This is a genomic window from Noviherbaspirillum malthae, assembly GCF_015352985.1.
GTDB classification, from domain to species: Bacteria; Pseudomonadota; Gammaproteobacteria; order Burkholderiales; family Burkholderiaceae_D; genus Noviherbaspirillum; species Noviherbaspirillum malthae.
In genome coordinates this window covers 1-14,685 of the sequence record NZ_JACYXF010000001.1, presented here as the reverse complement: position 1 = coordinate 14,685, position 14,685 = coordinate 1, and the positions used below count along the sequence as shown (strand labels likewise).

Below are 14,685 nucleotides of genomic sequence, written 5' to 3'. Positions count from 1 at the left end.
AAACATTATGGAAAACAAGTCGCATGCATTGATGGCAGGCCTCTTCACGCTGCTGCTGCTGGCAGGCGCCATCTTCGCCGGCATCTGGTTCAAGCAGGACCGCGTGCAGTGGGTGCCGTACCAGATCGCCACCAAGCAGTCGATCCCCGGCCTCAATCCCCAAGCCGCGGTGCGCTATCGCGGGCTGGACGTGGGCAAGGTCGACGGCATTGCCTTCGATCCGCAGGTGGTCGGCCAGATCCTGGTCAACATCAGCGTGCAGCCGGATGCGCCGATCACCGAATCGACCTTCGCCACGCTCGGCTACCAGGGAGTGACCGGCATCGCCTACGTGCAGCTCGACGATGACGGCAGCCGTCCGGTGCGCCTGCCCAGCAGTCCGCAAAAGATCGCCCGCATCGAGATGCGGCCCAGCCTGTTCGACCAGCTGCAGACGCGCGGCCTGGCGATCCTGCAGCAGACTGAGGAAGTGGCCAAGCGCATCAACGGCATACTCACGCCCGAGAACCAGAAAGCCATCATCGACGCGGCCAACAACGTGAGCCGGGCCGCCGTGGCGCTGGAAACCATTCCTGACAAGATACAGCCGACGCTGGACCGCCTGCCCGCCATTACGGCGCAGGCGCAGCAGACGCTGGGTACCGTCAGCAAGCTGTCGGCCGATGCCGGCGCGCTCACCCGCAGCCTCAACGGGCTGGTCACCGGACTGCAGGCGCCCAACGGTCCGATCACCCGCTTTTCCAGCAGCATGGAGCAGCTCGGCGCGGTGGCCGGCAAAATCGAGTTCGAAACCCTGCCGCTGATCAACGATGCGCGTACTTCGCTGCGCACGCTCAACCGCACGCTGGACAACCTGAACGAGCGCCCGCAGAGCGTGCTGTTCGGATCGTCCGTCCTCGCGCCCGGGCCGGGAGAAAGCGGATTCACCGCGCCGCGAACGCCCGTGCAGGCGCAATAGGGAAATGAGGAAAGCAATGACAACACCGCGAACCCGAAGAAGACATCTCCGCCTTGCCGCCGGCATCGCCGCGCTGGCCATGATCTCCGCCTGCTCGGTCGTCAGCCGTCCCGACGCAGCCGTGCTCTACGACCTCGGCCCGCTGCGCACGCAGACGCCGCAATCTTCACAATCGCCGCAGTCACTGCCGCTGCCGCCGCTCAGCATCGTCGACATCCAGGTGCCCGGCTGGCTCGACAGCTCGCTGATCTTCTACCGTCTCAGCTACGCGAATGAACAGCAGCCGCGGCCCTATGCGCAGGCGCGCTGGAGCATGCCGCCCGGCCAGCTGCTGCAGCAGCACCTGAAGTCACGCATCGCCCAGGCCGGCGGCGCGGTGCTGACGCCGTCGTCGGCTGCGCCCAATGTGCCGGTGCTGCGCATCGAAGCCGACGATTTCACGCAACTCTTTGCCAGCCCGGCGCAAAGCATCGGGCAGGTCAGCCTGCGCGCCTCGGTTTTCAGGGAGCGCACGCTGGTCGCGCAGCGCAGCTTCGTGCGCCAGGCACCCGCGCCCACGGCGGATGCAGCCGGCGGCGTGCGCGCGCTGGCCGATGCCGGCGATGCCGCGCTCTGCGACATGATCGCGTGGCTGGCTTCCCTCAACCTCAAATAATCTGCTTGCCGGGCCGGTTGCCGCTGGCCAGAATACGAGACCACGCCTCTCGAAGGATGCGTGATACCGAACACCGGATTGCTATGTTGCCAAACGAGGAACACCCGGCGGCCGACGCTGCCTCCGCTTCACTGTCCGCCAGCGCGTCGACCTTCGCCCGCGCCGGCCTGCTGATGTACACCTTCCTGATCGTGTACGCCAGCCTCTATCCGCTCTCCAACTGGCAGAACAAGGGCCTGCCGCTGTTCGGCTTTCTGTTCATGCCGATGCCGCACTACTGGACCGGCTTCGACGTCATCACCAACATCATCGGCTACCTGCCGTTCGGCGCGCTGGTCGTATTCGCGCTGCATCCCCACCTCAAGGGCGCCTCGGCGGCGATTGTCGCCATCTTCAGCGGCATGCTGCTGTCCGGCTCGATGGAAGCAATCCAGACGCTGCTGCCCAACCGTGTGTCGTCCAACCTGGATTTCCTGACCAATATCACCGGCACCGGACTGGGCGCGGTGACCGGCGTGCTGCTCAGCCCCTACTTCCTCGAACAAAACCGGATGCTGAGGGTGATCCGCCGCTCCTGGGTGATCCCCGATGCGGGACGCGGACTGATCGTCATCGGCCTGTGGCCGCTTGCGCAGATTTACCCGCAGGGCTACCTGTTCGGCCATGGGCAGTTCCTGCCCATCCTGTCGGACTGGCTTTCCGACTGGCTGGAGCAGCCGGTGGACCTGCTGGCGCTGATCAGCACCCACATCCACCTGACGGTGCAGCAATTCTGGCTGGCGGAAACGCTCATCACCGCCTGCGGCATGACCACTGCGCTCCTGATGCTGTCCTGCATGCTGCGCAAGCAGGCGCCGCGGGCGGTGCTGCTGATCCTGCTGGCCCTCGGTGCGGCCGCGGTGAAGCTGCTGGCCAATGCGCTGCTGTTCACGCCGGCCAATGCGCTGGCCTGGCTGACGCCGGGGGCCGAAGGCGGGATCCTGATCGGTGCGATGATGGTCGGCGGCCTGGCCTTCGCACCGCCCGCGGCGCAGCGCCGGCTGGCCATCTTCAGCCTGCTGGTGAGCCTGGCTGCGATCAACATGGTGCCGGCCAACCCGTATTTCGTCGCAACGCTGCAGACCTGGGTCCAGGGACGCTTTCTCAACTTCAACGGCGCTGCGCATTTTCTTTCGGTCGTGTGGCCGCTGTTCGCGCTGTGGTTCCTGCTGCATCCGATGCATGGCCTGAAGAGGTAGGCATCGCGGTGTATGATTGCCGCTTCAACCTGTATCGACGAGAGTGTCATGTCCGACAAGCCGTATTACGAGCACCACGTGTTTTTCTGCCTGAACAAGCGCGACGAAGGCCGCCCCTGCTGCGCCGACCGCGGTGCGCAGAGCGCGCAGGAACATGCGAAGAAGCGCATCAAGCAGCTCGGCCTGAGCGGCCAAGGCAAGGTGCGCATCAACAAGGCGGGCTGCCTGGACCGCTGCGAGGAAGGCCCGGTCCTGGTGGTCTATCCCGAAGGTACCTGGTACACCTATGTCGACAATGAAGACATCGATGAAATCATCGATACCCATCTGGTCGGCGGCAAGGTGGTGGATCGCCTGAAGATCTGAGGATAGTAGGCCGCCATCCCCGTCGCGCATCGACGAGATGCCTGTCAGCAATCCATCGCAAACACTACCGTTTCATCCCCCGCAGCGGCGGGACGCACATCAGACTCATGAACGCACAAACTCAACGCTTCTCCATCACGGGCGGCGCCGGCTCGATCGAATGCGCGCTGGACCTGCCTGAAACCGCGCCCCGCGGCCTGGCGCTCGTCGCCCATCCGCATCCGCTCTACGGCGGCACCATGGACAACAAGGTGGCGCAGACCCTGGCCCGCGCCTTCGTGGCCATCGGCTATGCGACCGTGCGCATGAATTTCCGCGGCGTGGGCAAATCCGAAGGCGTGCATGATGCCGGCCGCGGCGAAACCGACGACATGGCCTTGCTGCTGGAGCACATGAAGCAGCAGTATCCCGACCTGCCGGTCGCGCTGGGCGGTTTTTCCTTCGGCACCTTCGTGCAGTCGCAGCTGCAGCAGCGCCTGATCGCGCAGGGTGCGCCGGCCGAGCGCCTGGTGCTGGTGGGCAGCGCCGCCGGCAAATGGGCGATGCCGGAGATCCCTGCCAATACCATTCTCATCCACGGCGAGCATGACGAAACCATTCCGCTGTCGGACGTGCTGGACTGGGCGCGTCCGCAGGATGTGCCGGTCATCGTGATTCCCGGCGCCGATCATTTTTTTCATCGCAAGTTGCAACATATAAAAAATTTCGTAGTCGAAATGTGGCATCGCTGATTGCCGACGAGAAACAAGAAACAGCCTCCTTGCGGGCTGGCCGGGTTTCGGGGTTCGCGCATTCCGCGAGGCTATAATTCGCACCTCGTTTCTTGTCGTCACCCGCCGCCCGGACGCGGCTTTCTCACCTTGCCACCGATGAAAAAACTCCTAGCAGCCCTTGCTGCCACCGTCTTTTCCTGGTCTGCGGCTTTTGCTCAGGCCCTTCCTCCGCCCACCGTCGCCGCCAAGTCCTGGCTCCTGCTCGACGCCACCAGCGGCCAGGTTCTCGCCTCTCAAGATGCGACAACCCGCATCGAGCCGGCATCGCTGACCAAGATCATGACCGCCTACCTGGCCTTCTCGGCCATCAAGGAAAAGCGCCTCGATCCGGAACAGCTGATCAACGTGTCGGTGCGCGCATGGAAGGTCGATGCCGGCAGCTCGAAGATGTTCATCGATCCTGCCACGCCGGTGAAGGTCAACGACCTGCTCTACGGCCTGATCGTGCAGTCCGGCAATGATGCCGCCGTCGCCCTGGCGGAAGCGGTCTCCGGCTCCGAAGACGCCTTCGTGACGCTGATGAACCGCGAAGCCGAGCGCATGGGCCTGAAGAACACCCGCTTCGCCAATCCGCACGGCCTGCCCAGCCCGGACAACTATTCGACCGCGCAGGACCTGTCGACGCTGGCCGCGCGCATCATTGCCGACCATCCCGACTACTACAAGATCTATTCGATCAGGGAATTCACCTACAACAAGATCAAGCAGCCCAACCGCAACCGCCTGCTGTGGCTCGACCCGACCGTCGACGGCATGAAGACCGGCCACACTTCCGGCGCCGGCTACTGCCTGATCTCCACCGCCAAGCGTCCGAACGGCAACGGCGACCGCCGCCTGATCTCGGTCATCCTCGGCACCGTGTCCGACCAGGTGCGCGCCCAGGAAAGCCTGAAGCTCCTGAACTGGGGCTTCCAGAACTTCGATACCGTCAAGCTGTATGGCAAGGGCCAGCCGGTGGCGACGCCGGAAGTCTGGAAAGGCACGCAGAACCAGGTCAAGATCGGCTTCAACCATGATGTCTACGTGACCGTGCCCAAGGGCGTGGCCGACAAGATGAAGCCGGTGCTCGAGCGCAAGGACCCGCTGGTGGCGCCGGTTGCACAGCACAGCAGGGTCGGGACGCTGAAGATGATGGTCGACGGCAAGCCGCTGACCGAATTGCCGGTGACCGCGCTGGAACAGGTGAACGAAGCCGGCATCTTTGGCCGCGCCTGGGATTCGGTACGGCTGATGATGAAGTAAGCGCCAGCCCTGTACGCCATTACGCTGCAAGGGCGGGGGGGATCACCCGCCCTTTTTCTTTTTCCTTCCCTTCAGGCACACACGGACAAGCTCCACGCCGGGTTACACTCCTCAGGTCCGTCATCAACCACAGACCAGGAGTGTCCATGCCCGCCTACATCATCGGCCACATCGCCATCAAGAACCCGGAACAGTGGGACGCCTACCGCACACGGGTTGGCGCGACCATCACCGCCTGGGGCGGCGAGCTGGTGTTCCGGGGAAAGAAGATCGAGGTGTTCAACGGCGAGCATCCGCAGACCGATACCGTGGTAGCGCGCTTCCCCGACCGGGCGTCGGTGCTGGGCTGGCATGCCTCCCCCGAATACCAGGCGCTGATTCCGCTGCGTGACGCCGGGGCCGACGTGACCCTGATCAGTTACGAGGCATCGGCGTAAAATACCGGCTTTGCCGACCTCTCCAAGGTCGTGCCGCCCATTGTCCGCTTTCCTCTTTCAGCAGGGAAAGCCGCCGCAGCCGGAAACTCATCATGTCCCAGCCCACACAGCCCAAGCCGCCCGCAGAAAGCCTCATCGAATATCCCAGCGACTTCCCGATCAAGATCATGGGCGTCATGCAGGACGCCTTCGCGCAGACCATGGTCGACGTCGTGGTGCGCCACGACCCGACCTTCCACGCCGGGAAGATGGAAATGCGCCCCTCGTCCAAGGGCACCTATCTCGCGCTGACCGTCACCGTGCGTGCCACCAGCCGCGAACAGCTCGACAACCTGTACCGCGAGCTGTCCTCGCATCCGATGGTCAAGGTCGTGCTGTAAACCCATAGATCCGGCCCGAAAATATGGTGAGCCGGATCCCCTCACCCCGACCCTCTTTCAGAGGGAGAGGGTGAGATTAGCGGCCCGAAGAACAAACCATTTTTCGGGCCGAATCAATAAGGCGGCTTCAGCCGCCCGCTTTCGCCACTTCCTCCAGCAGCCACTGGCGGAATGCCTGCACCTGCGGCTTGCGCAGCGATTCCTCGGGACAGACGAGGTAATACGACAGCGAGCATTTCGCCGCCACATCGAACAGCCGCACCACCTCGCCGGATGCGATATCGGTCATTGCCACCGCATGGCGCGCCAGGGCGATGCCGTGCCCTTCGGCGGCGGCCCGCACCAGCATCGAGGAATCCTGGAACACCAGCCCTCCGGTCGGCTCGAGCAGATCGAGTCCGGCCGCGCGGAACCACGGCGTCCACGGCTCGCCCTCGCAGCGCAGCAGCGGATGCTTCACCATTTCCCTCGGCGTTTTCGGCAGATTGCCGCCGTTGAAGCGCGGGCTGACAACAGGATAGTAGTAATCGTCCAGCAGCTTCTCCACCACCAGCCCCGGATAATGGCCGCCGCCGAAGCGGATGCCGATGTCGACCGACTCGCGCACGAAGTCGGTCAGGTGTCCGCTCGACTGCAGCATGACTTCCAGTTCCGGATAGCGCTCGATGAAGCGCCCGAGGCGGGGCGACAGCCAGCGCGCCGCAAACGACGGCAGGGCGGTGACCGTCAGGCGCTTCTGCTTGCCTTCCGTCCTGAGCTGCGCCGCCGCCGCCGCGATATCGCCGAGCGCGCGGCGCAGCGTCTCCGCAAAGCGTTCGCCCTCAGGGGTGATTGCAATGCGCTTGCCGTGCCGCATGAACAGCGCCACGCCCAATTCCTCTTCCAGCGCACGTATCTGGTGGCTGATCGCGCCGTGCGTGACATGGATCTCTTCGGCGGCGCGCGAGAAGTTCTGGTGGCGCGCTGCAGCCTCGAAGGCACGCAGCGCGGCGAGATTGGGAAGACGCCTGAGATCTGCCATCTTTGTGAATTTATCTAACAAAGAAAGCCAAAATATATCGTTTAGACAAGCCAGGGGCAAGTACTAGAATGACTTCACGCGGTTGGGAACAGCCTGTCAATGCAAGCCTGCAAAGGCACCTTTCCGCACTTTCAGGAGTGTACTGCCATGAGAGGACTATTCACAAACCAGCTGCTGTCCATCGAACCCGGCCAGACCGTTTCCGGCACTGCGCCGCGTGCCCAGACCCTGCGCGTGACACGCGGCAACGTCTGGCTGACCGTGGAAGGCATCAAGCATGATTACTGGCTCGCCGCCGGCGACAGCTTCACCGCGATTCCTGGCAAACTGATCGTCATCGAAGCAGACAGCGCAAGCAGCATCGATACCCGCCGTGCCGGCGCGCGCCAGGCCGTGGCGAATGCCGGTGCATGGATCGTGGGCCTGGCACAGCGCGTGTTCGGCCATGCCACGGTCAGCCTCAAGCGTGATCGCCGCTGCAACAGCCCCTGCTGATAACTGATAAACCCGGCCCGAAAAATGAACCACTTTTCGGGCCGAATCAATAAAGGAAAAGCCATGCTAGCTGCGGTGTACCGCCGGACCGGTCCGGCCAGGGAAGTCCTGACGATCGAAGACATTGCCACGCCGGAGCCCGGCCCCGGCGAAGTCAGGGTGAAGCTGCAGTTCTCCGGCGTCAATCCTTCCGACGTGAAGACGCGGGCCGGACTGCGCACCAAAACCTTGGCCTTCGAACGCATCATTCCGCACAGCGACGGCGCCGGCGTGATCGATGCGGTCGGAGCGGGCGTGGACGCATCGCGCATCGGCGAGCCGGTCTGGACCTGGAATGCGGCCTGGGGCCGCCCCGACGGCACCGCCGCGCAATTCATCTGCCTGCCTTCGGAACAGGCGGTGCGCCTGCCGGACGGCGTCAAAGGCGATGTCGGCGCCTGCATGGGCATACCGGCGCTGACCGCGCTGCATGCGGTCGGGATGGATGGCGGCGTGGCCGGCAAGCGGGTGCTGGTGGCCGGCGGCGCGGGCGCGGTCGGCAACTACGCGGTCCAGATGGCCCGGCTTGCCGGCGCCGCGCAGGTGATCGCCACGGTGAGCAATGACGAGAAGGCCGCGCTCGCCTTGGCGGCAGGCGCAGACGCCGCCGTCAACTACAAGACCGGAGATGCCGCCGCACAGGTACGGCAGCTGACCGGAGGCAAGAACATCGACCGTATCATCGAAGTCGACATCGGCGCCAACATGGCGCTCGATACCGAACTGATCGCGCCCGAGGGCGACATCATCGGCTACGGCAGCGGCAAGCCCGAGATCGCGGTGCCGTTCTTTCCGATGATCGTCAAGAATGTGCGGCTGCGCTTCTTCATCGCTTACAACCTGACTGCCGCCGACCGCAGGCGCGCGGTGGACGGCCTCACCCGCCTGCTGGAGCAGGGAAAACTCAAACACAACATCGCTGCCAGCCTGCCGCTGGAGCGCATCGCCGAAGCGCATGAACTGGTCGAAAGCGGCAAGGTGACGGGCAACGTGGTGCTCGCCATCGATTGATAGATATTCCATTCCGATACCGAATGGTGAGACACATGAAATGCCAGCTCGCACAGGTCAACATCGCCCGCGCCCTTGCGCCGATCGGCCATCCGGTGATGGCGGGCTTCGCGGCACGGCTCGACGCCGTCAATGCGCTCGCCGAAAGCAGCCCCGGCTTCGTCTGGCGGCTCAAGACCGAGGCCGGCAATGCAACCTCGATCAGCGCCTATGACGACGAGCTCATCCTGGTGAATCTGTCGGTCTGGGAATCGGTCGAGCATCTGAAGCAGTTCGTCTACCGCAGCGCCCATGCGGAAGTCATGAAGTCGCGCAGGCAGTGGTTCGAGCGCATGCGGGAGTCGCATGCCGCGCTGTGGTGGGTCGCGCCCGGCCATGTTCCGACCGTGGCCGAGGCAAAGGAACGCCTGGCCTACCTGCGGCTGTACGGCGAGACCGAATTCGCGTTCTCCTTCGCCAGGGTCATTCACCCGCCGGGCGCGGTGCAGACGATAGAACAGCTGAAACAAGCAGAACAAACCGAGCAGACAACCATCATTTCAGGGACCGCAGCATGAAAGTCATCCGCAGCAGGGAATTCACCGCCGAACGCGCCTGGGGGGCGCTCGACATCGCCAACATGGGCGGCGTCACCACACGCCTGCACTGGACCGACCAGCCTTACAAATGGCATGTCAACGACGGCGAGGAAGTGTTCGCGATATTGGATGGCACGGTCGAGATGCGCTACCGCGAACAGGGCGTCGAGAAATCCGCCGTGCTGCAGACCGGCGACGTGTTCTTCGCCGGCATCGGCTGCGAGCATGTCGCCCATCCGCGCGGCGCGGCGCGCATCCTGGTGATCGAGAAGGAAGGGAGCATCTGATGGAGATCGCGGTGCAGATCGTCAATGCCTTCGTCGACGGCGAGCGCGGCGGCAATCCCGCCGGCGTGGTGCTCGATGCGGAACGCTTCAGCCGTGAACAGAAGCAGGCCATCGCCGCCCGCGTCGGCCTGTCCGAGACGGCCTTCGTGTCGCCGTCGCAGGCAGCCGACTTCAAGCTGGAGTTTTTCACGCCCTCGCGCCAGATCGCGCACTGCGGCCATGCCACCATTGCCACCTTCGGCTATCTGCAGCAGCTGCGCCGGGTCGCTCGCGCCGACACTTCGAAGGAAACCATCGACGGCACGCGCGCGATACGCCTGCATGACGGCATGGCGTTCATGGAACAGCTCGCGCCGCGCCATACCGAACTGGGCGAGGCCACGCCCGGTATCGATACCGAACGGGTGCTGGTGTCGCTGGGGCTGAGCCGCGACGATTTGATCGCGGGCCAGGCGCCGGCCGTGGTCCACACCGGCAATGCCTTCCTGATCGTGCCGCTGAAAAACGAAGCGGCCCTGCTGCGCGCGCAGCCGCGGATGGACATGATCGAAACCATCAGCGAACAGCTCGACCTGATCGGCTATTACCTGTTTTCCACAGAGACGAGACGGGCCGGGCGTCACGCCGGCACGCGCATGTTCGCGCCGCGCTACGGCATCGCCGAGGAAGCGGCGACCGGCATGGCGGCCGGTCCCCTCGCCTGCTTTCTGCATGACAGGCTGAAGATCGATGCCGACACCCTGCTGATCGAACAGGGCTACCTGATGCCGCAAGCCTCGCCAAGCGTGATCACAGTGAAGCTGAACAAGGCAGACGGCCGCATTGCCGGCTTGATGGCAGGCGGGCGCGCAGCGGTGATGGAAAACCGCGTCGTGCAGATTTGATCAGGGCTTGCGGGCGCGCAGGATGAGCAGCGCGATCACGCCGGCGACCAATCCCCAGAATGCCGAACCGACACCGGCCAGCGTGACGCCCGAGGCGGTGACAAGGAAGGTGACCAGCGCCGGCTCCCTTTCCTGCTCGTTGGCCAGTGCCGACGCCAGGCCGTTGCCGATGGTGCCGAACAGGGCGAGGCCGGCGATGGCCAGCACCAGTTCCTTGGGAAAGGCGGCGAACACCGCGCCGACCGTGGCGCCGAAAATGCCGACCAGCAGATAGAACACGCCAGCCGCCACCGCCGCGACATAGCGGCGCTTCGGATCTTCATGCGCCTCGCGTCCCATGCAGATGGCGGCGGTGATCGCGGCCAGGTTCAATGCGAAGCCGCCGAAAGGCGCGAGCACCAGGTTGGCGACGCCGGTCCAGCCCACCACCGGCGAGATCGGCACCGCATAGCCGGAAGCGCGGATCACGGCCACGCCGGGCACGTTCTGCGAGGCCATGGTCACCACGAACAGAGGCAGCGCCACGCCAACGACGGCGGCGACGGAAAAGCTGGGCGTGATCCATTTCGGCTGAGCGAATTCGAAACGGATGCCATCGAGATGCAGCAGGCCGCCGGCCGCGGCGATGGCAATGCCGATCGCCAGCGTCACAATCACCGCATAGCGCGGAAACAGCCTGCGGCCGATCAGATAGGTCAGGAACATGGCGCAGGCCATGCCGAACTGCGTCTTCATCGCGATGAAGGTATCCATGCCGAAGCGCAGCAGCACGCCGGCCAGCATGCCGGATGCGATCGACACGGGGATGCGGCTGATCATGCGCTCGAAGAAGCCGGAGAAACCGCATAGGGTGATCATCGCCGCCGAGAGCAGGAAGGCGCCGGTGGCTTCGTCGAGCGGAACGCCGGACGCGCCGGTGATCAGCATGGCCGCGCCGGGTGTCGACCAGGCGATCACCACCGGCATCCGGTAACGCAGCGACAGCAGGATGCAGGTCAGCCCCATGCCCAGCCCGAGCGCCCACATCCAGGAAGCGATTTCAGCCGGCCCCGCGCCGAGCGCACTGGCGCCCTGGAAGACGATGACGGCGGAACTGGTGAAGCCGACCAGCACGGTGACGAAGCCGGCGGCGAGGGCGGAGAGGGAGAAATCCTTGAAGAATGACATGGGGCGGGACGGGTGCTGTGAGCAAGCCGGCATTGTTGCATGGATGCCGGGGTGGTGCAGGTGGGAGGAGATTGCCAGGGTGGTGGCAGTTTTAAGTAACTCCCCTCTCCCGCAGGCGGGGCGGAGGCAGGGTTTCGCAAACCACCGGTTTGCGCTGCCGTAGCCGATTCGGCTTGCAAGCCGAATCGTGGGGCGCGGAGCGGGGGCCGGGGGTGAGGGCGATGGTCAAGACCGCAGGAGCCCTTGCTACGCCCCTCATCCCCAACCCTTCTCCCGCCTGCGGGAGAAGGGAGTCCGTCGGAGCGCGGTCACATTGACCGGCATAGCATTCAAGTTATCAGGACAAGATGGTGCGAAAGAGCGCTAACTCACCTCACCGCAAACATCACGCACCAGCTCCCTCCTCACCTCCCCCGCCGTCATCCCAAGCGCAAACAAGTGCTGCAGCTTCGCAAACACCGCCTCATAACTCATGTCGCGCGCACCGACCACGCCGGCGGCCGTCATGCCCGCGCCCGCCGCATAGGTACCGATATGAACCTCCCCATGCAGGCACTGGCTGCGCGCAACCAGCACCGTGCCCTCGGCACTGGCACGCGCGAGCATCTGCAGCAATGCCGGGTCGCGGTCGGGCGCATTGCCGGAGCCGTAACACTCCAGGATGACTGCCTGCGGCTTGAGCGCCAGCATCGCCTCGACCGCGCGCAGCGGCAGGCCGGGCACGAAGCGCAGCGGCAGGACCAGCGCCTCGGCGTAATCAGGCAGCTGGAAATTTTCCCGCTCCGGCTTCGGCAGCAGGGCAGATGCATTCAGGCGCGGCTCGATGCCGATTTCAGCCAGGTGCGGATAGTTGGGCGTGTCGAAGGCTTCCATGCGCGAGGCGCTGACCTTGGTGGCGCGGTTGCCGCGCAGCAGGCGGCCGGCGAAGCAGATGGCCACTTCGCTGATCGCCTCGCTGGCGGCCAGCTGCAATGCGGTGATCACGTTCTGCGCCGCATCCGAGCGCGGCGCGCCCAGCGGTATTTGGGAGCCGGTGACGATCACCGGCTTGCGCAGGCCTTGCAGCATGAATGACAGCGCTGATGCCGTGTAGGCCATGGTGTCGGTGCCGTGCAGCACGACAAAACCGTCATGGTCATGATAGCGGGCGGCGATGTCGCGCCCTATCCTTTGCCAGTCTAGAGGCGTCGCATTGGTGCTGTCGATCGGATCGTCATAGGCATGGAGCGTATGGCGCGGCAGCAGCTCGCCATGGCTTCCGAGCAGGCGCGAAAGAACGGCTGCGAAATCCGGCATGGGCGCATAGCCTTGCGGCGTCATTGCCATGCCCACCGTGCCGCCGGTGTAGATCACGCCGATATGTTTTCTGCTCATGATGTCTGAAGAGGAAAGATGCGGATGATACTCAGGCCAAGCCGCCGGCCGCATTGCCGCCGATGGCCAGATGCGCCAGCCGGCGCGCGACCAGGGCGGTGACGTCGATGATCTGCTTGCCGGCGACATCGAGGCCGCCGAGCGGAATCAGCGGCAGTTCGGTGCAGGCCAGGAGCACCGCCGGCGCCTGGAGTTCGGACAGCAGGGCCTGGAACTGCGGACGCAGCTGCGGCGCCGCGCCGCCATGGGTCTTCACGTCATAGATCAGCTGGTGCAGGCGTTCCGCGCTTCGGCCGCGCGGAAGCTCGACTTCCACGTGCTGCGCAAGCTTGCGGTAATGCGACCATTCGCCGAACTCGATCACCGGGCGCGCGCCCAGGAGGGCGACCCTGGAAATGCCGTTCAGCTCAAGGAAATCCGCGACCACATCGGCAAAGGAAATGAACTTGGCCGGCAAGCCGAGCGCGTCCAGCCGGTCTTGATAGACATTGAGCGTATTGCAGGCGATCGCGTAATAATCGACGCGAGGAACGATGGCCATTGCAGACTCGCGCAGGCAGTTCCAGACCTGCTCGTCATTGCGGTCCAGTTCCATCGACAGGCCGAGCTCGGGCTCGGAATGCACGATCACTGCAGGCGCGTCGAGGTCGCCGCGAAACGCCGCTCCCTGCAGTTCCCGGCTGGCCTGGAGCAGCTTGCTCCACAGGTCGATGCCGGCTTCCGGACCCGATCCGGTGATGATGCCTATTCTTTTGCGAGGGGATGCGGAGTGCATGGCGGATTCTTTCATGCCGAATGCGAATGGGAGGGAAATACGGCAAGGCGATCATAATTATGCGGCGCCCTGCGAATGAAGCAGGAGAAATTGCGGCCGGCGCAATGCCGGCCGCATGGGGAACGACGGCTGGCTTACTTGACGACTGCCAGCTGTTCGCGCTTGCCGCCCTTGTAGGTGTAGAGCGTCAGCGTGCCGTTCTTGATGTCGCCCTTGCTGTCGAAGGCGATGTTGCCTGTGACGCCCTTGTAGTTGATCTTGTGCAGTTCGGGCAGGTACTTCGCCGGATCGGCGGAGTTGGCCTTCTTCATCGCTTCGACCATCACCATCACGGCGTCATAGACGTACGGTGCATAGATCTGCACGTCGGCATTGAACTTCTTCTTGAACGCCGCGCGGAACTCGTCCATGCCTTTCTTCTGCGCTTCTTCCACGCCGCCTGCCTCTGCGCAGACCACCTGGTTTTCGCCGACGGCGTCGCCCGCCAGGTTCGCCAGCGCTTCGGTACAGATACCGTCGCCGCCCATGAACTTGGCATTGATGCCCAGTGCCTTCATCTGGCGCAGCATCGGACCGGCGACCGCATCCATGCCGCCGAAGAAGACGACTTCAGGATTCTTGGCCTTGATGGCGGTCAGAATGGCGTTGAAATCGGTGGCCTTGTCGTTGGTGTACTGCTGCGCCACGATCTGCACGCCCTTGCTCTTGGCGCCCTTGATGAACTCTTCCGCCACACCCTGGCCGTAAGCGGTGCGGTCGTCGACCACGGCCACTTTCTTGGCGTTGAGCTTTTCAGCGGCGTAGCGGCCCAGCGTGCCGCCGAGCTGGCCGTCATTGGCCACCACGCGGAAGGCCGACTTGAAGCCCTGCTGGGTGTACTTGGGGTTGGTTGCCGACGGCGAGATCTGCGGGATGCCGGCGTCGTGATAGATCTTCGAAGCCGGGATGGTGGTGCCGGAGTTCAGGTGGCCGATGACGCCGTTGACCTTGGCGTCGACCAGTTTT

Annotated in this window: 18 protein-coding genes; 13 read left to right on the top strand and 5 right to left on the bottom strand. The window is 64.3% G+C overall.

Annotation, left to right across the window (positions count from 1 at the left end; genetic code table 11):
* Window positions 1–7 precede the first annotated feature (7 nt).
* The 8 genes from IGW03_RS00090 to IGW03_RS00055 all read left to right on the top strand — a co-directional run bounded on the left by IGW03_RS00090 (window position 8) and on the right by IGW03_RS00055 (window position 6,049).
* A complete protein-coding gene (locus IGW03_RS00090) occupies window positions 8–958 on the top strand; it encodes an MlaD family protein (protein WP_194720484.1) in 951 nt (316 codons plus the stop codon).
* 16 nt (window positions 959–974) lie between these two features.
* Window positions 975–1,613: an ABC-type transport auxiliary lipoprotein family protein gene (locus IGW03_RS00085; protein ID WP_194720483.1), complete on the top strand. Its 639-nt coding sequence runs from the start codon at window positions 975–977 to the stop codon at window positions 1,611–1,613.
* An 83-nt stretch (window positions 1,614–1,696) separates the two neighbouring features.
* The gene (locus IGW03_RS00080) at window positions 1,697–2,851 is read left to right on the top strand and encodes a VanZ family protein (RefSeq protein WP_194720482.1); all 1,155 of its coding nucleotides are present in this window, start codon (window positions 1,697–1,699) and stop codon (window positions 2,849–2,851) included.
* 48 nt (window positions 2,852–2,899) lie between these two features.
* Entirely contained in the window at window positions 2,900–3,217 is a 318-nt protein-coding gene (locus IGW03_RS00075; protein WP_194720481.1) for a (2Fe-2S) ferredoxin domain-containing protein, read from the top strand.
* Window positions 3,218–3,324: 107 nt separating this feature from the next.
* On the top strand, window positions 3,325–3,948 hold the full coding sequence (locus tag IGW03_RS00070; protein WP_194720480.1) for an alpha/beta hydrolase: 624 nt from the start codon (window positions 3,325–3,327) through the stop codon (window positions 3,946–3,948).
* Window positions 3,949–4,086: 138 nt separating this feature from the next.
* Complete coding sequence (locus tag IGW03_RS00065) at window positions 4,087–5,232, top strand: D-alanyl-D-alanine carboxypeptidase family protein (RefSeq protein ID WP_194720479.1); 1,146 nt, start codon at window positions 4,087–4,089, stop codon at window positions 5,230–5,232.
* Between the two features lie 146 nt (window positions 5,233–5,378).
* Entirely contained in the window at window positions 5,379–5,669 is a 291-nt protein-coding gene (locus IGW03_RS00060; protein WP_194720478.1) for a DUF1330 domain-containing protein, read from the top strand.
* Window positions 5,670–5,761: 92 nt separating this feature from the next.
* Complete coding sequence (locus IGW03_RS00055) at window positions 5,762–6,049, top strand: DUF493 family protein (protein ID WP_194720477.1); 288 nt, start codon at window positions 5,762–5,764, stop codon at window positions 6,047–6,049.
* Between the two features lie 127 nt (window positions 6,050–6,176).
* Here IGW03_RS00055 and gcvA read toward each other — a convergent pair whose 3' ends face one another.
* Entirely contained in the window at window positions 6,177–7,070 is an 894-nt protein-coding gene (gene gcvA / locus IGW03_RS00050) for a transcriptional regulator GcvA (RefSeq protein WP_194720476.1), read from the bottom strand.
* Window positions 7,071–7,217: 147 nt separating this feature from the next.
* On the opposite strand from gcvA, the gene IGW03_RS00045 reads away from it, so the two are divergent.
* The 5 genes from IGW03_RS00045 to IGW03_RS00025 all read left to right on the top strand — a co-directional run bounded on the left by IGW03_RS00045 (window position 7,218) and on the right by IGW03_RS00025 (window position 10,364).
* Window positions 7,218–7,565 carry a DUF2917 domain-containing protein gene (locus tag IGW03_RS00045; protein WP_194720475.1) on the top strand — a complete coding sequence of 116 codons (348 nt, stop codon included), beginning with the start codon at window positions 7,218–7,220 and terminating at the stop codon, window positions 7,563–7,565.
* Window positions 7,566–7,628: 63 nt separating this feature from the next.
* Complete coding sequence (locus IGW03_RS00040; RefSeq protein WP_194720474.1) at window positions 7,629–8,615, top strand: NADPH:quinone reductase; 987 nt, start codon at window positions 7,629–7,631, stop codon at window positions 8,613–8,615.
* A gap of 35 nt (window positions 8,616–8,650) precedes the next feature.
* Window positions 8,651–9,172: a DUF3291 domain-containing protein gene (locus IGW03_RS00035; protein WP_194720473.1), complete on the top strand. Its 522-nt coding sequence runs from the start codon at window positions 8,651–8,653 to the stop codon at window positions 9,170–9,172.
* Window positions 9,169–9,480: a cupin domain-containing protein gene (locus IGW03_RS00030; protein WP_194720472.1), complete on the top strand. Its 312-nt coding sequence runs from the start codon at window positions 9,169–9,171 to the stop codon at window positions 9,478–9,480. Before IGW03_RS00035 ends, IGW03_RS00030 begins: the two co-directional genes overlap by 4 nt.
* Window positions 9,480–10,364, top strand: coding sequence for a PhzF family phenazine biosynthesis protein (locus IGW03_RS00025; RefSeq protein ID WP_194720471.1), 885 nt, complete (start codon window positions 9,480–9,482; stop codon window positions 10,362–10,364). The genes IGW03_RS00030 and IGW03_RS00025 overlap by 1 nt, the downstream gene beginning before the upstream one ends.
* Here IGW03_RS00025 and IGW03_RS00020 read toward each other — a convergent pair whose 3' ends face one another.
* The 4 genes from IGW03_RS00020 to IGW03_RS00005 form a co-directional block, all read right to left on the bottom strand.
* Window positions 10,365–11,531 carry a benzoate/H(+) symporter BenE family transporter gene (locus IGW03_RS00020; RefSeq protein ID WP_194720470.1) on the bottom strand — a complete coding sequence of 389 codons (1,167 nt, stop codon included), beginning with the start codon at window positions 11,529–11,531 and terminating at the stop codon, window positions 10,365–10,367.
* 363 nt (window positions 11,532–11,894) lie between these two features.
* Window positions 11,895–12,905, bottom strand: a complete 1,011-nt coding sequence (locus IGW03_RS00015; protein ID WP_194720469.1) for an asparaginase domain-containing protein — start codon at window positions 12,903–12,905, stop codon at window positions 11,895–11,897.
* Between the two features lie 31 nt (window positions 12,906–12,936).
* Entirely contained in the window at window positions 12,937–13,695 is a 759-nt protein-coding gene (locus IGW03_RS00010) for an aspartate/glutamate racemase family protein (protein WP_228534837.1), read from the bottom strand.
* A gap of 119 nt (window positions 13,696–13,814) precedes the next feature.
* On the bottom strand, window positions 13,815–14,685 hold an 871-nt coding region (locus IGW03_RS00005; protein WP_194720468.1), incomplete at its 5' end, for a branched-chain amino acid ABC transporter substrate-binding protein.

What these genes read in the sequence shown, in the direction of transcription:
- IGW03_RS00090 (WP_194720484.1), top strand. Translation starts at nt 8, where the DNA reads ATGGAAAACAAGTCGCATGCATTGATGGCAGGCCTCTTCACGCTGCTG.
- IGW03_RS00085 (WP_194720483.1), top strand. Translation starts at nt 975, where the DNA reads ATGACAACACCGCGAACCCGAAGAAGACATCTCCGCCTTGCCGCCGGC.
- IGW03_RS00080 (WP_194720482.1), top strand. Translation starts at nt 1,697, where the DNA reads ATGTTGCCAAACGAGGAACACCCGGCGGCCGACGCTGCCTCCGCTTCA.
- IGW03_RS00075 (WP_194720481.1), top strand. Translation starts at nt 2,900, where the DNA reads ATGTCCGACAAGCCGTATTACGAGCACCACGTGTTTTTCTGCCTGAAC.
- IGW03_RS00070 (WP_194720480.1), top strand. Translation starts at nt 3,325, where the DNA reads ATGAACGCACAAACTCAACGCTTCTCCATCACGGGCGGCGCCGGCTCG.
- IGW03_RS00065 (WP_194720479.1), top strand. Translation starts at nt 4,087, where the DNA reads ATGAAAAAACTCCTAGCAGCCCTTGCTGCCACCGTCTTTTCCTGGTCT.
- IGW03_RS00060 (WP_194720478.1), top strand. Translation starts at nt 5,379, where the DNA reads ATGCCCGCCTACATCATCGGCCACATCGCCATCAAGAACCCGGAACAG.
- IGW03_RS00055 (WP_194720477.1), top strand. Translation starts at nt 5,762, where the DNA reads ATGTCCCAGCCCACACAGCCCAAGCCGCCCGCAGAAAGCCTCATCGAA.
- gcvA (WP_194720476.1), bottom strand. Translation starts at nt 7,070, where the DNA reads ATGGCAGATCTCAGGCGTCTTCCCAATCTCGCCGCGCTGCGTGCCTTC.
- IGW03_RS00045 (WP_194720475.1), top strand. Translation starts at nt 7,218, where the DNA reads ATGAGAGGACTATTCACAAACCAGCTGCTGTCCATCGAACCCGGCCAG.
- IGW03_RS00040 (WP_194720474.1), top strand. Translation starts at nt 7,629, where the DNA reads ATGCTAGCTGCGGTGTACCGCCGGACCGGTCCGGCCAGGGAAGTCCTG.
- IGW03_RS00035 (WP_194720473.1), top strand. Translation starts at nt 8,651, where the DNA reads ATGAAATGCCAGCTCGCACAGGTCAACATCGCCCGCGCCCTTGCGCCG.
- IGW03_RS00030 (WP_194720472.1), top strand. Translation starts at nt 9,169, where the DNA reads ATGAAAGTCATCCGCAGCAGGGAATTCACCGCCGAACGCGCCTGGGGG.
- IGW03_RS00025 (WP_194720471.1), top strand. Translation starts at nt 9,480, where the DNA reads ATGGAGATCGCGGTGCAGATCGTCAATGCCTTCGTCGACGGCGAGCGC.
- IGW03_RS00020 (WP_194720470.1), bottom strand. Translation starts at nt 11,531, where the DNA reads ATGTCATTCTTCAAGGATTTCTCCCTCTCCGCCCTCGCCGCCGGCTTC.
- IGW03_RS00015 (WP_194720469.1), bottom strand. Translation starts at nt 12,905, where the DNA reads ATGAGCAGAAAACATATCGGCGTGATCTACACCGGCGGCACGGTGGGC.
- IGW03_RS00010 (WP_228534837.1), bottom strand. Translation starts at nt 13,695, where the DNA reads ATGAAAGAATCCGCCATGCACTCCGCATCCCCTCGCAAAAGAATAGGC.